The sequence below is a fragment of the Hamadaea tsunoensis DSM 44101 genome, from assembly GCF_000428945.1.
In the GTDB taxonomy this organism is placed as follows: Bacteria; Actinomycetota; Actinomycetes; order Mycobacteriales; family Micromonosporaceae; genus Hamadaea; species Hamadaea tsunoensis.
The window spans coordinates 130,384-146,076 of sequence record NZ_AUAX01000020.1 but is presented as its reverse complement, the minus strand read 5'-3'; the positions used below and the strand labels follow the sequence as shown (position 1 = coordinate 146,076).

Below are 15,693 nucleotides of genomic sequence, written 5' to 3'. Positions count from 1 at the left end.
CGGAAGATTCAGCCGAGCGGTGCGAAGTAGTACGTGTCGCGGCGCGAGAACAGTCCCGCGTCGCCGAGTTCGAAGAAGTCCGCGAAGCGCAGGTCCATCGGCGTACCGTCGTGCAGTTCGCCGTGGAACTCCCCGTGCACGGCCACGTGGCCGCCCGTGTCGAGGATGGCCGTGAAGTCGTGGCTGCCGCTGCGGAACTTGCGGCCGCTGCTGTAGAAGGCGGCCATCTCGGCGTGCCCGTTCATCCGCGGGTAGCCGGGCCGGCAGTAGACGGCGTCCGGTTCGAACAGCGCGACCAGGCCGGCCACGTCTCCGGCGTCGACGCAGGCGTAGTAGCGGCGGACCAGGGTCTCACCGGAGTCGGGCGTGCTCATCGGTTTCCTCCTTCAGGATTTCGGTGAAGAGCTTGCGGTGCAAGGGCTTCGGTGATCAGCGGGGCGATCCGCGCCAGCGGGCCCGGCTGGAGCATGTCGCCGTGGCGGCACGCGACCTCGTGGACGGTGAGCCGGCCGCCGACGTGGCCGCGCCACGCCGCCGGGTCGGGCCGTTCGCCGGGGTCGCCGGTCGCGGCGACGAAGAGCACGTCACCGCCGAACGTTCCGCTGTCGTATGTGGACATCGCGTTGCCGTTCCCGGCGAACACGGCCGGCAGCGCGGCGATGCCCTCCGCCCCCAGCACCGCGAACGGGCTGTCCGGCGCGGCGGCGAGCGCGAGGAACTCCGCCCGGGAGGCGACCGGCGCGTCGACGCCCACGGAGTCGAGCAGGGCCCGCAGCGACACGGGATCGTCGGCGGCCAGCGGGACCGCCCCGGCATCGCGTACGGCGGGGTAGCCGTCCAGGATCGCGAGCAGTTCCACCCGCTCGCCCGCCGCCTCCAGCGCGGCGGCCATCGCGTGGGCGACGACCCCGCCGAAGGACCAGCCGAGCAGGCGGTAGGGGCCGTGCGGCCGCACCGTCCGGATCTCGGCCACGTAGTCCGCGGCGATCGCCCCGATGTCCGGGGTCACCGGGTCCGCCGCCGTGAACCCCCGCGATTGCAGGCCGTAGAGCGGCTGGTCCGGGCCGAGGTGGCGGAGCAGTCCCGAGTAGACCCAGCTCGTCCCGGCCGCCGGGTGCACGCAGAACAGCGGCGTACGCGAGCCCGACGCGCGCAGCGGCACGAGGACCGCGAGGGCGTCGGCGTCCGTGCCGGCGCCGTCCAGCTGCTCGGCGAGCAGGGCCGGGGTCGGCGCGGCGAACAGCGTACGGATGCCGACGGTGCCGCCGAGCTCCCGCCGGATCCGGCTGATCATCTTCGTCGCCAGCAGCGAGTGCCCGCCGAGGTCGAAGAAGCTGTCGTCGATCGTCACCCGGGGCAGGCCCAGCGTCTCGGCGAAGATCTCCGTCAGCGCCTTCTCGACCGGCGTACGCGGGTCGCGGCCGGTCCCGCCCGCTCCCCACTCCGGTTCCGGCAGTGCCCGCCGGTCGAGCTTGCCGTTGAGGGTCAGCGGCAGGTCGTCGACGATGACGAACGCGGCCGGGACGAGATAGTCGGGCAGCAGCGCACCGCAGTGCCGCCGCAGCTCGGCCGCCGAGACGTCCGGCGCCGCCGGATCCGCGGCCACGTACGCCGCCAGCCGCTGGACGCCACCGGCCGGTTCCGGGCCGGCCGTGACGACGAGGACGACCGCCTGGCGTACGGCCGGATGGCGGCCGAGGACCGACTCGATCTCCCCCAGCTCGATCCGGATGCCCCGGATCTTCACCTGGTTGTCGAGGCGGCCGAGGAACGACAGCTGCCCGTCCGGCCGCCACTTCACGATGTCGCCGGTGCGGTACATCCGCTCCCCCGGCGTACGCGCGAAGGGGTTGGCGACGAACCGGGTGCTGGTGAGGCCGTGGCGGCCGAGATAACCGGCGGCCGTGCCCGAGCCCGCCAGGTACAACTCCCCCGCTACGCCGACCGGAACCGGCCGCAGCGCGCCGTCGAGCACGAGCAGGTCCGAGTTGGCCACCGGCCGCCCGATCGGCGGCAGGCCCTTCCCGCCGGCCTCCACCGCGCAACCGGAGGCGACGACCGTGAACTCGGTCGGGCCGTAGAGGTTCATCAGCGTGAAGGGCAGGTCACGGCCGGGCGTGCGGCGCAGGACGTCGCCGGCGGTGAACAGCCAGCGCAGCGCGGACTTCTCCCATCGCGGATCGTCGAGCAGCAGCTCCAACCGTGGGGTCGGCAGGAAGCAGCAGGTCAGCCGCTTCTCGACGATCCAGTCCAGCAGGGCGTCCGCGTCGTCGAGGGTCTGCTGGGCGGGTAGGTGTACCGAGGCTCCTGCGCACAGGTAGGGCCAGATCTCCCAGACTGTGGCGTCGAAGCCCTGCGAGGCGACCTGCGAGGTGCGGTCGGCCGACGTGAGCGCATAGCGCTCGGCATGGTCGAAGCACATGTCGGTCAGGGTGCGGTGCCGGACGACCACGCCCTTGGGAGTTCCGGTCGAACCCGATGTGTGGATCACGTAGGCGACCCCGTCCGGCGTCGACTCGTCGATCCTCGTGTCCGCGGCAGCCGCGGTGTCCTCCAGCCGGAGGCGGGCCATCCCGTCCGGCAGCAGGTCGGCTCGCGCGGTGTTCGTCACGACGAGGGGCATCGCCGTGTCCTCGATGAGGAAGGCCAGCCGATCCGCCGGATACGTCGGGTCCAGCGGCGCGTAGGCGGCGCCGGCCTTGAGGATGCCGAGCATCGCGACCACCATGTCCACGCCGCGGTCCAGGCAGACTCCCACCACTGTGGAGGGTTCGACTCCGGCGCCCTTCAGGCAGCGGGCCACCTGGTTCGCGCGCCCGTTCAGCTCCGCGTAGCTCAGCCTTGTCAGATCGTCGGCCACGGCCAGCGCGCTGGAGGGTTGCGCTTCGATCAAAGCGCATATAGTACGCGTAACGTCGTATTCCCTCCAGTTGCCTTGCCAGTCGTCGAGGAGCCGGCGGCGTTCCTCGGGACCGATGACGTCCACTTCGGACAGCTTGATTCCGGGGTTGGACGTGACGGCTTGCAGGAGCATGGTGAGTCTTGCGGCGATCGTTTCGACGGTGGCGTCGTCGAAGAGGTCGGTGGCGTACTCGAAGGCGGCGTGGATGCCCTGCGGGGTGCCGTCCTCGCCGTGGTTCTCGGACAGGACCATCGTCAGGTCGAACTTCGCGCCGGTCTGGCCGATCCGCTCGAAGTCGACGTCCAGCCCGGGCAGCGTGAACGTGCTGTCGCCGCCGGTGTTCTGCAGGACCAGCATCACCTGGAAGAGCGGGTGGCGGGCCAGCGAGCGGATCGGGTTCAGCTCCTCGACGAGCTGGTCGAAGGGAAGGTCCTGGTGGGACAGGGCCGCCAGGTCCGTCTCGCGTACGCGGGCCAGCAGATCGGTGAACGTCGGATCGCCGCTGGTGTCGGTCCGCAGGACCAGGGTGTTGACGAAGAAGCCGACGAGCTCGTCGAGTTCCGCGTCGGTACGCCCGGCGACGACCGAGCCGAGCGGGATGTCCTCGCCCGCGCCGAGCTTGGTCAGCAGGCCCGCGACGGCCGCCTGGAGCAGCATGAACAGGGTCACCTGCCGGGACCGGGCCAGCTCGGCCAGCGCCGCGTGCAGCCCGGCGGGGATGACCGCCTCGAAGGTCGCGCCGGCTCCCGTGGGAGTGGCCGGGCGCGGCCGGTCGACCGGCAGGCTGAGCTGGTCGGGCAGGTCGGCGAGCTGCTCCCGCCAGTAGCGCAGCTGCGCGCTCTGCTGCGACTCGGGATCGGCCGCGTCGCCCAGCATCTCGCGCTGCCAGAGGGTGTAGTCGGCGTACTGCACCGGGAGCGGTTCGAAGACGGGTGCCGTGCCGTCCAGCCGGGCCGCGTACGCGGTCGCGAGGTCGGTCAGCAGCGGTCCCATCGACCAGCCGTCGGCGCAGATGTGGTGCAGGACGAGGACCAGCACGTGATCCTCCGCACCCAGCCGCAGGACCCGGGCCCGCAAGGGGCTGTCGGTGGCGAGGTCGTACACGTGCCCGGCCGCGTCGCCGACCGCCTCGGCCAGCCGGTCCGGCGTACAGTCCACTTCGGACCAGTGCGGGACGGCGTCCGCGGCGGCCCGGACGAGCTGGACCGGTTCGCCGTCGACCTGCGGGTAGACCGTCCGCAACGGCTCGTGCCGCTCGACCAGGTCACCGAGAGCGGCCCGCAGCGCGTCGCCGTGCCACGGCCCGCGCAGCCGCAGCGCCGTCGCCATCGTGTACGCGGCGCTCGGCTCCATCTGGTGCAGGAACCACAGCCGCTGCTGGGCGTGCGACAGCGGCAGCCGGTCCGGCCGGGCGGCGACGGCCAGCCGGGGACGCGTACGCCCGCCGGCCTGGTCCAGTCGCGTCGCCAGGCCGGCCGGGGTCGGTGCCCGGAAGATGTCCCGGACGTCCAGCTCCGCCCCGAGCGATTCGCGTACGCGGTTGATGAGGCGTACCGCCAGCAGGGAGTGGCCGCCGAGGGCGAAGAAGTTGTCGTCGGCCCCGACCGGCGCGGCGTTCAGCAGCTCGGCGTAGAGCCCGCAGAGGATCTCCTCCTGCGGCGTACGCGCGGCCCTGCCGGTCCCCACGACCGGAGCGGGAAGCGCCCGGTAGTCCACCTTTCCGTTGGGAGTCACGGGGATCGCGTCGATCGTCACGTAACTCTGCGGCACCATGTGGTCCGGGAGCCGCTCGGCCAGGAAGGCCCGCAGTTCGTCCTCGGCGACCGGCGCGCCGACCGGGTAGGCGACCAGCCGCTCGTCGCGTACCGTCACCACGGCACCGGTCAGGGCCGGGTGCTCGGCGAGGACGGCTTCGACCTCGCCGGGCTCGACGCGTACGCCGCGGATCTTGACCTGGGTGTCGGTACGGCCGAGGTATTCCAGTTCCCCTTGCCGCCAGCGGACCACGTCGCCCGTGCGGTACATGCGGCCGGGGGCCGTGCCGGCTGCGAACGGATCGGCAGGGAACGGATCGGCGACGAACCGCGACGCGGTGAGGCCGGGCCGGCGGTGGTAGCCGCGGGCGATCTGGGGACCGGCGAGGTACAGCTCGCCGGGGCGGCCCGGGGCCACCGGCCGCAGCCGCTCGTCGAGGACGTACACGCGGACGTTGCGGTTCGGCCGTCCGATGGGGACGGTGCCGCCGGCAGTGGCGCCCAGCCGCTCGTCGCAGGTGAACTGCGTGACGTCCACCGCCGCCTCGGTCGGCCCGTACGCGTTGTGCAGCGGTACGCCGAACGTCGAGCGGCACCGGGCCGCCAGGTCCGCGGTGAGCGCCTCGCCGCCGGAGAAGAGCCGGCGCAGCGACGTGCACGCGGCGGCGGCCGGTTCGCGCAGGAAAGCGTCCAGCAGCGCCGGCACGAAGTCGGCGACCGTGACGCCGTGCTCGGCGATGAGCCCGGCCAGGTACGCCGGATCCCGGTGCCCGCCCGGCTTCGCGACGACGACGGCGGCCCCGGCGGTCAGCGGCCAGAAGACCTCCAGCACGGCGACGTCGAATCCGGCGGCCGTCTTGTGGACCATCCGGTCGGCCGGGGTGAGGCCGTAGAAGTCCTGCCGCCAGGTGAGCTGGTTGACCAGCGCCCGATGCGAGGTCAGGACGCCCTTCGGCCGCCCGGTCGAGCCGGAGGTGTAGAGCAGGTAGACGCCGTCGTCCGGGCTCGCCGGACGCAGCGTTGCCTCCACTATGGACGAGGTCGGGACGTCGATCGCGACGACCGGCCGGCCGTCGAAGAGCGGGGCCAGTTCGGCGGTGGTCAAAATGCACACTGGTTCCGCGTCGCCCAGCAGATACGCGATCCGGTCGGCCGGGAGTTCCGGATCGAGCGGCACGTACGCCGCGCCCGCGTACACGGTGGCGAGGATCGCGACGATCGACTCCCGGCCGCGGGGGACGGCTATGCCGACGACCGTGTCCGGTCCGGCGCCGAAAGCGGCGAGCAGGCCCGCCCGGTTGCGGGCCGCTTCGTCGAGTTCGGCGTAGGTCAGCGTCGTCCCGTCCGCGTCGATCAGGGCCGTCCGGTCGGGATGCTCCGCGACCCGGGCGCGCACGAGGGCGTCGATCGTGGTCGCGGGGAGTTCGCCGGCGGTGTCGTTCACCTCGACCAGGGCGTGGTGCAGCTCGGCGGCGGTCAGGACCTCGGCGGCCAGCACCGGGCGATCGAGATCCGCGACGGCCTCGGTGGCGAACCGCTCGAACCGCGCGGCCAGCCCGGCGACCGTGCCGCGGTCGAACAGGTCGGTCGCGTACTCCCAGTAGACGTCGAGGCCCGCCGGGGCGCCGCTCTCGTCCCGCCGGTCCAGGAAGTCGACGCTCAGGTCGAACTTCGCCGTGCCGGTCGCGACGGCCCGCAGCTCGATCCCGTCCCCGTCCCCGTCTCCGACCGCCTCGTTGTTCTGCAGCGCGACCATGACCTGGAACAGCGGGTGCCGGCCGAGGACGCGGGTCGGGTTCAGCTCCTCGACAACCCGCTCGAACGGCGCCTCCTGGTGGGCGAACGCGTCGATCGTCGCCGTACGCACCCGGCGCAGCAGTTCCCGCAGCGACGGGTCGCCGCCGAGATCGGTGCGCAGCACCAGCGTGTTCACGAAGTAGCCGACGAGGTCGTCCAGCGCCGGATCGCTGCGGCCCGCGGTCGGCGTACCGAGCGGGACGTCGGTGCCGGCGCCCATCCGGGCCAGCAGCGCGGCGGTCAGCGCCTGCACCACCATGAAGGTCGTCACCTGCTCCGAGCGGGTGATCTCCAGCAGGCGCGCGTGCAGCTCCGGGCTCAGCCGGTGCACGACCGTCTCGCCCCGGCCGTCCCGCTCGGCCGGCCGGGGCCGGTCCGCGGGCAGCTCGATCTCCTCGGGCAGTCCGGCGAGCCTGTCCTTCCAGTACGCGAGCTGCTCCGATCCTTCGTCCGTGCCCTCGCCCAGCACGTCGTTCTGCCAGAGGGTGTAGTCGGCGTACTGGACGGGCAGGGCGGTCCACTCGGGACTCCGGCCGGACCGGCGGGCGGCGTACGCGCGGGTCAGGTCGTCGATCATCGGCCGCATCGACCAGCCGTCGGCGGCGATGTGGTGCATCAGCAGGAACAGCCGGTGCTCGTCGTCGGACAGCGAGACCAAGGCGGCCCGGAACGGGATCTCGGTCCCGAGGTCGAAGACGTGCCCGGCCAGCCCGTCGAGCACCTCGTCCAGCTCTCCTTTCGCGCAACGCAGGAGTGCCAGGGCCGGGCGTACGTCGGAAAGGTGCTGGAAGGGTTCGCCACCACGCTCCGGGAAGGTGGTACGCAGGACCTCGTGCCGGTCGGCCAGGTCGCCGAGCGCGGCGGTCAGGGCCGCGGTGTCCTGCGGTCCGCGCAGCCGCAGCGAGAACGCCACGTTGTACGCGGTCCCCGGCTCGACCCGGTGCAGGAACCACAGGCCGCGCTGGGCGAACGAGAGCGGCATGGGTGCGGGGCGCACGGCGGCCGGCCGCAGCGGTCGGCGGCGCAGCCCGCCCGCGCTCTCCAGGTACGCGGCGAGCGCGCCCGGCGTCGGGTTGGCGAAGAGCGCCTTGATGGTGATCTCGCGGTCGAACCGCTCGCGGGCCCGGCCGATGAGCCGGGCGGCGAGCAGGGAGTGGCCGCCGAGGGCGAAGAAGTCGTCGTCGATGCCGACCCCGCGCACGCCGAGGAGATCGGCGTAGAGGTCGCAGAGGATCTCCTCGCGGGGGTTGCGCGGCTTGCGGCCGGCGGCGGTGATGTCGGGCTTCGGCAGCGCCCTGCGGTCGAGCTTGCCGTTGGGGGTGCGGGGCAGCTGTTCGAGCACCACGAAGGCGGCCGGCACCATGTAGTCGGGCAGCGCCTGGGTGGTGTGGGCCCGCAGCTCGGCCGTGTCCACGGTCGACTGGCCGACCACGTACGCGACCAGGCGCTTGTCCCCCGGCTTGTCCTCGCGGACGACGACCGCGACCGACCGGACCGACGGGTGGCGGCCGATGACCGTCTCCACCTCGCCCGGCTCGACCCGGAAGCCCCGGATCTTGACCTGGTCGTCGGCGCGGCCGCAGAACTCCAGCACGCCCTCGGCCGTCCAGCGGACGAGATCGCCGGTGCGGTACATGCGCTCGCCAGTGCTCGACGGGGAGCCACCGGCGAAGGGGTTGGCCACGAACCGGGCCGACGTCAGGCCGGGCTGACCGCGGTAACCGTGCGCGAGACCGGCTCCGGCCATGTACAGCTCGCCGGTCACCCCGCGCGGCACGATCTGCAGGAACTCGTCGAGCACGTAGACCTGCTTGCCCCGCAACGGTTTCCCGACCGGGATCGAGGGCCCGGCGCAGTCCTCGGCGGTGATCGGGTGGAACACCGTGAAGATCATCGACTCGACCGGCGAGTAGCCGTTCACCAGCCGCAGCCCTGGATTGATCTCCAACAGCTTGCGGACGTGCGCGACCGAGGCCGCCTCGCCGCCGGTCATCACCTGGCGTACGCCGGCGAACAGGGACGGGTGCTCGTCGACCAGATAGTTGAGCAGGCTCGCCGACACGTGCATGGTCGTGATCTTGTGGTCCTCGACCAGGTCGGCGATGACGGCCGGCTCGGGAGTCTGGCCGGGCTGCAGGACGCAGGTGCCGCCGAAGAACAGCGCCGCGAACAGTTCCAGCGCGAACGCGTCCCACGAGACGGGCGAGCACTGCAGGACTACCTCGTCCGGCGCGAAGCGTACGTAGTCCTGTTCCAGGAACGTGGCGACCATCGAGCCGTGCGAGGAGACGACGCCCTTCGGCCGGCCGGTCGAGCCGGAGGTGAACATGACGCACACGGCGTCGTCCGGGCTCACCGTCGTCTGTGGAGCATCACCGCGGTCGCTTTCCGTCGTGATGTCCAGCCAGCTCCAGGTGCCCGGCGGGACCTCGGCCATCTCGGCCGGCCGGCTCAGCACCGTGCCGATGCGGGCGTCGGCGACGACGGCGGCCAGGCGCTCGACCGGGTACTTGGTGTCCAGCAGCGTGTAGGCGGCACCGGCCTTGGCGACGGCCAGCAGCGCGACGACGAGTTCCACGCTGCGGTCGAGGTAGACGCCGAGGAGATCGCCTCTGCTCGTCCCGTTGCCGAGGAGGTGATGGGCGAGCCGGTTGGCCCGCTCGTCCAGCTCCCGGTAGGTCACGCGCTCGTCGGCGAAGACGAGGGCGACCGCGTCCGGGGTCTCCGCCGCCCACCGCGCGACGGTCTCGTGCACCGTGGACAGTGGCGCGGCCGGCTCGGCGGCGCCGCTCCACCGGTCCACCAGCAGCGCCCGCTCGTCCGCCGGGAGCAGCTCGACGCTGCTCAGCCGGTGCTCCGGGCCGGCGATCATCGAGCGCATCACCACGACGAAGTACGCGAGCATCCGCTCGATCGTCGCGGCGTCGAACACGCCGGTGGCGTACTCGAAGGAGACGACGAGACCGTCCGGTCCCCCGGACGCCGTCAGGATCTCCGAGACGGCGACGGTCAGGTCGAACTTCGCCGACGTCGCCGGGACCGGGATCACCTCCAGCTGTACGCCGGACGCGTCCTGCTCGGCTTCCGCGGCGGACTGGGCGGCCTGGCTCTGCAGGGCGTACATGACCTGGAAGAGGGGATGCCGGGCGAGCGAGCGCGGCGGGTTGAGCGCCTCGACGATCCGCTCGAACGGGACGTCGGCGTGCGCGAGCGCGGCCAGGTCGGTCTCGCGCACGCGGGCCAGCAGCTCCAGGAACGTCGGATCGCCCGAGGTGTCGGTACGCAGCACGACGGTGTTGACGAAGAATCCGATGAGGTCTTCGAGCGCCTCGTCGTCGCGGCCGGCGACGGCGGTGCCGAGCGGGACGTCGGTACCGCCGCCGAGCCGCGTGAGCAGGGTGGCCACGGCCGCCTGCAGCACCATGAACAGAGTGGTCCCGGTGGCCGACGCGAGCGCGGCGAGCCCCGCGTGCACGTCGGCCCCGACGATGACCGAGGACAGCGCGCCGCCCTCGCCGGTGTGGGCCGAGCGGGAGCGGTCGACCGGCAGCGGCAGCTCGTCGACCACCCCCGCCAGGTTCTTGCGCCAGTAGTCGAGCTGCCGCGCGACCACGCTGTCGGGATCCTCCTCGTCGCCCAGCACGTCCTGCTGCCACAGCGTGTAATCGGCGTACTGCACCGGCAGGGGTTCCCAGTCCGGGGCCACGCCGGCCGACCGGGCGCGGTACGCCTCGGTCAGGTCGCCGATCAGCGGCCGCAGCGAGGAACCGTCCGCGGCGATGTGGTGCAGCAGCAGGCAGAGCCGGTACTCGCCGTCGTCCTCGGTGCCCGCCGTGGCGTCGCGACCGGAGACCGCGACGAGGTGGGCCCGCAACGGGATCTCCGCGCCGAGGTCGAAGACGTGCCCGGCCAGCCCGTCGAGCACCCCGTCCAGCTCGTCCGCGGTGCACGAGACGAGCCCGAGCTCCGGGCGTACGCCGTCGTGGATCTGCTGGCAGGGCTCGCCGTCGTGCTCCGGGAAGGTCGTGCGCAGCACCTCGTGCCGGTCGGCCAGATCGCCGAGGGCGGCCCGCAGCGCGTCCGCGTCGACGGTTCCGCGGACGCGCAACGTGAACGCCACGTTGTACGCGGTCCCGGGGTCGACCCGGTGCAGGAACCAGAGCCTGCGCTGGGCGTAAGAGAGGGGGATCGCCGGGATCATCGCATGGACTCCGTCCGGGCTCGGGCACGCAGGGCCGGACGGGCCTTGTCGGCGTTGTCGAGCTGCTCGACGAGGTTGGCGACGGTACGCGCGCTGAACACGGTCTGGATGGTCAGCTCGACGCCGAACGCCTTGCGTACCTTGCTGATCAGGCGGGTCACGAGCAGCGAGTGGCCGCCGAGGGTGAAGAAGTCGTCGTCGATGCCGACCCCGGCCACCCCGAGGATCTCGGAGTAGAGGTCGCACAGCGTCTGCTCGCGCTCGTTGCGGGGACGGCGGCCGTCGGCCGAGGCGGTGATCTCCGGGGCCGGCAGCGCCTTGCGGTCGAGCTTGCCGTTGGGCGTGCGGGGCAGGCCGTCGAGGACCATGAAGGCCGACGGGACCATGTAGTCCGGCAGGCACGCCGCCACGTGGTCGCGGAGACCGGCGACGTCCACAGTGGCCGCGATTCTGTCCACGCCGGCCGGCACCACGTACGCGACGAGCCGCCGGTCGCCCGGCTTGTCCTCGCGGACGATGACGGCGACCGCGCCGACGCTCGCGTACCGGCCGATGACGGTCTCGACCTCGCCGGGCTCGACCCGGAAGCCCCGGATCTTCACCTGGTCGTCGACCCGCCCGCAGAACTCCAGGACGCCGTCCGGACGCCAGCGCACCAGGTCGCCGGTGCGGTACATGCGGCCGCCCTCGGCGAAGGGGTGGCCGACGAACCGGGACGAGGTCAGCCCGGACTGGCCGAGATAGCCGTGGGCGAGGCCGACGCCCGCCATGTACAGCTCGCCGATCACCCCGACCGGCACGATCTGCAGGAACTCGTCGAGGACGTAGACCTGCTTGCCGTGCAAGGGTTTCCCGACCGGGATCGAGCGGCCGTCGGTGTCCGGGCGGGTGACCGCGTGGAACACCGTGAAGATCATCGACTCGACCGGCGAGTAGCCGTTCACCAGGCGCAGCCCCGGGTTGATCTCCAGCAGCTTGCGGATGTGCGCGACCGAGGCCGCCTCGCCGCCGGTCATCACCTGGCGTACCCCCGTGAAGGCGGTCGGGTACTCGTCGACCAGGAAGTTCAGCAGGCTCGCCGACACGTGCAGCGTCGACACCTTGTGCCGCGACACGAGGTGCGCGATCACGGCCGGCTCCGGCGTCTGGCCCGGCTGCAGCACGCACGCGCCGCCGAAGAACAGCGCCGCGAACAGTTCCAGCGCGAACGCGTCCCAGGACACCGGCGAGCACTGCAGCACGACCTCGTCCGGCCCGAACTTCACGAACTCCTGCCCCACGAACGTCGCCACCAGCGACTCGTGCGACGACACGACGCCCTTCGGCCGCCCGGTCGAGCCCGACGTGAACATCACGCACACCGCGTCCGCGGGCGACACCTCGACCAGCGGCGGGGACACCGGCCGCTGCCCGACCTCCGGGTCCGCGATGTCCAGCCAGGACCACCGGGTGTACGCGTTGCGCTCGGTCATCTCCTTCGGCCGGCTCAGCACGGTCCGGATCCCGGCGTCGCTGACGACCGAGGCCAGCCGCTCGACCGGATACTTCGTGTCCAGCAGCGTGTACGCGCCGCCGGCCTTGGCGATCGCGAGGACCGCCACGACGAGTTCGGCGCCGCGGTCGAGGTAGACGCCGACGAGGTCGCCGCGGCGTACCCCGGCCGCGATCAGGTGGTGGGCGAGCCGGTTGGCCCGCGCGTCGAGTTCGCCGTAGGTGACCTGGACGCTGCCCTCGATCAGCGCCACGGCACCCGGCGTACGGGCGGCCTGCGCGGCGAACGTCTCGTGCATCGTGGACGGTGCCGACGCCGGCCGGGTCGCACCGCTCCACACCTCCAGCAACTGCGTACGCTCGGCCGCCGGGACCAGGTCGACGCTGCTCAGCCGGGCCGACGGGTCGGCCACCAGGGTCTGGACGACCATGTCCATGCTGCGGGCGACGAGCTCGATCGTGCGGCGGTCGTAGAGGTCGGTCGCGTACTCGAAGGAACCGCTGATCCCGGCGATCTCCCCCTGCGCGTTGCGGATCTCGGAGAACGCCACGGTCAGGTCGAACTTGGCGGTCCCGGTGTCCGACAGGCGGCTGGTGACCTCCAGGTCCGGCAGGGCCAGCGACGCCTCGTCGTTGTTCTGCAGCACCAGCATCACCTGGAACAGCGGATGCCGGGCCAGCGAACGGGCCGGGTTCAGCGCCTCGACGATCCGCTCGAACGGCAGGTCCTGGTGCGCGTACGCGGCCAGGTCGGTCTCGCGTACCCGGCCGAGCAGGTCGGCGAACGTCGGATCCCCGGAAGTGTTGGTACGCAGCACGACGGTGTTCACGAAGAAGCCGACGAGGTCTTCGAGCGCGTCGTCGACCCGGCCGGCGACCGGCGAGCCGAAGACGATGTCGTGCCCGGCGCCGAGCCGGCTCATCACGCCGGACAGGGCCGCCTGCAGGATCATGAACAGGGTGACCTGCTCGCGGCGGGCCAGGTCGAGCAGGGCGCCGTGGGTCGCCACGTCGAATTCGAGCGGCACGACGGAACCCTGGTAGCTCGGCGTGGCCGGGCGCGGGTGGTCGGGCGCGATCGTGACCTCTTCGGGCAGCGCGTCCAGCGCCTTCGACCAGTACGCGAGCTGCTGGTTGGACAGGCTCTCCGGATCGGCCGCGTCGCCGAGCAGTTCGCGGTGCCAGACGGTGTAGTCGGCGTACTGGACGGGCAGCGGCTCCCAGCCCGGTGCCGCGCCCTGGCTGCGCGCCTCGTACGCGACGGCGATGTCGCGCAGCAGCGGGCTCATCGACCAGCCGTCGCTGACGATGTGGTGCATGACGACGAGCAGCACGTGCTCGTCGGGCGCGCTGCGCAGCAGGGTGACCCGCAGCGGCAGCTCGGCCGACAGGTCGAACACGTACCGCGACGCGTCCCGGATCAGGTCGTCGACCTCGCCGGCGGCGCAGTCGATCTCGATCCACTCGGGCCGGGCGTCGTCCACGATCTGCTGATACGGCTCGCCGTCCCGTTCCGGGAACACCGTACGCAGCGCCTCGTGGCGCGCGACGACGTCGGCGAGGGCGGCACGCAGGGCCGCGGTGTCGATCCGGCCGCGCAGGTTGACCGCGACCGGCACGTTGTACGCCGGGCTGTGTTCCAGACGGCTCAGGAACCACAGCCGCTGCTGGGCGAAGGACAGGGGAATCATCGAAGCTCCTTGAGGCCGTGAAAGGGAACGCAGCGCCGGCCGGCTGCCCCGGGACGTACCCAGGCGGCCGGCCAGGTCGGCGACGGTGGGGCTGGCGAACAGGTCGCGTACGGTCAGCTCCGCGCCGAACGTGGCACGGACCCGGTTGATGAGGCGGGCGGCGAGCAGCGAATGCCCGCCCAGGTGGAAGAAGTGGTCGTCGATGCCGATCGCCGGCAGGCCGAGGACCTCGCCGAAGAGCCCGCACAGCAGCTCCTCCGGCCCGGTCCGCGGCCCCCGCCGCTCGCCGGCCGGCAGCTCCGGCGCGGGCAGCGCCTTGCGGTCGACCTTGCCGTTCGCGGTGAGCGGCAACGCTTCCAGGCGTACGAAGGCACTGGGCACGAGATAGGCGGGCAACCGCTCCTCGCTGAACGCGCGTACGGCGTCCAGGTCCCCGCCGACGCCCCCGCCGACATCCTCGCCGACCACGTAGGCGACGAGGCGCTTGTCGCCCGGACGGTCCTCACGCGCGATCACCTTGACCGCCGCGACGCCGGGCGCCTTCGCCACCACGGCCTCGATCTCTCCCGGCTCGACCCGGAACCCCCGGATCTTCACCTGGTCGTCCGAGCGCCCCAGGAACTCCAGTACGCCGTCCGCCCGCCGCAGCGCCAGGTCCCCGGTCCGGTAGAGCCGTCCTCCACTGTGGAACGGCGACGCGACGAACCGGGTCGCGGTGACGCCCGGCTGCCCGAGATACCCCTGGGCCAGCCCGTCGCCGCCGATGTACACCTCGCCGGGCTCGCCGGCGGGCACCTCGCGCAACTCGTCGTCGAGCAGATGCACGCTCGTGTACGCGACCGGCACGCCGATCGGCAGCGTGACCGCGTCGAGATCGGCCGCCACGACCTGGTGGCAGCTCGCCACGACCATGCTCTCGACCGGCCCGTACCCGTTGACGATGCGCAGGTCCGGGTACATCCGCCGGATCCTGTGCAGCTGGGCGAGCACCGGCACGTCACCGCCGGTGACCACCTGCCGCAGCCGCCCGAAGATCTCCGGGTTCAGGTCGGCCAGCAGGGCGAACAGCCCGGCCGACAGGAACAGGCTCGTCACGCCCTGCGTCTCGATCAGCTCGACCACGAGCGCCGGATCGGGACTCTGCCCCGGCTGCAGCACGCAGGCCGCCCCGTGCAGCAGCGCCGGATACAACTCCAGCGCGCACGCGTCCCACGAGACCGGCGCCGCCTGCAGGTAGACGAGATCACTGGTCAGCTGCATGAAATCCTGGCCGCAGAACGTACGCAGGATCGACCGGTGGTCGCCCACCGCCCCCTTCGGCCGCCCCGTCGACCCGGACGTGAACATCACGCACGCGGCGTCGGTAGGCCCGACGGTCACGTCGGGCTTCGCCGGATCGGCGCTCGCGATTCGCGGGTCGGCGACGTCCAGCGTCCGTCTGTCGTGGAGGGACCTGCCGAGTTCCTTCGTCGTCAGGATCGTGCGCGGGTCCGCCTGGTCCAGCAGCCCCTCGATCCGGCTCACCGGGTACGCCGGATCCGCCGGAACGTAGGCGGCGCCGGCCTTCAGGACCGCCAGCATCCCGACGACCATCTCCGGTCCCCGGGGAACGTAGACGGCCACGAGATCGCCCCGGCGTACGCCGTCCTCGATGAGAACATGGGCCAGCCGGTTCGCGGCCGCGTCGAGGGCGGCGTAGCTGATCCGTTCGCCGTGGAAGATCAGCGCGGTCGCGTCCGGCGTACGCGTCGCGTACATCTCGATCTGAGCGTGCACCGTACTGTCACGGGGATACTCGTGCGTATCCTCGGGTTCGCACCATCGGAGCGCGGGCGGCTCCGCGATAGTCACAGCCAC

3 protein-coding genes are annotated in these 15,693 nt (G+C 72.1%); all 3 read right to left on the bottom strand.

Translation table 11 applies throughout. The features are described from left to right. Positions 1 to 8: 8 nt before the first annotated feature. From G401_RS0127005 to G401_RS48730, 3 genes are read right to left on the bottom strand one after another with little or no spacing between them, the layout of a single operon-like run. A complete protein-coding gene (locus G401_RS0127005; RefSeq protein WP_027344926.1) occupies positions 9 to 374 on the bottom strand; it encodes a nuclear transport factor 2 family protein in 366 nt (121 codons plus the stop codon). After that, complete coding sequence (locus G401_RS48735; RefSeq protein ID WP_051367207.1) at positions 371 to 10,654, bottom strand: non-ribosomal peptide synthetase; 10,284 nt, start codon at positions 10,652 to 10,654, stop codon at positions 371 to 373. Before G401_RS48735 ends, G401_RS0127005 begins: the two co-directional genes overlap by 4 nt. Beyond that, entirely contained in the window at positions 10,651 to 15,612 is a 4,962-nt protein-coding gene (locus tag G401_RS48730; protein ID WP_051367206.1) for a non-ribosomal peptide synthetase, read from the bottom strand. The genes G401_RS48735 and G401_RS48730 overlap by 4 nt, the downstream gene beginning before the upstream one ends. Positions 15,613 to 15,693: the final 81 nt, after the last annotated feature.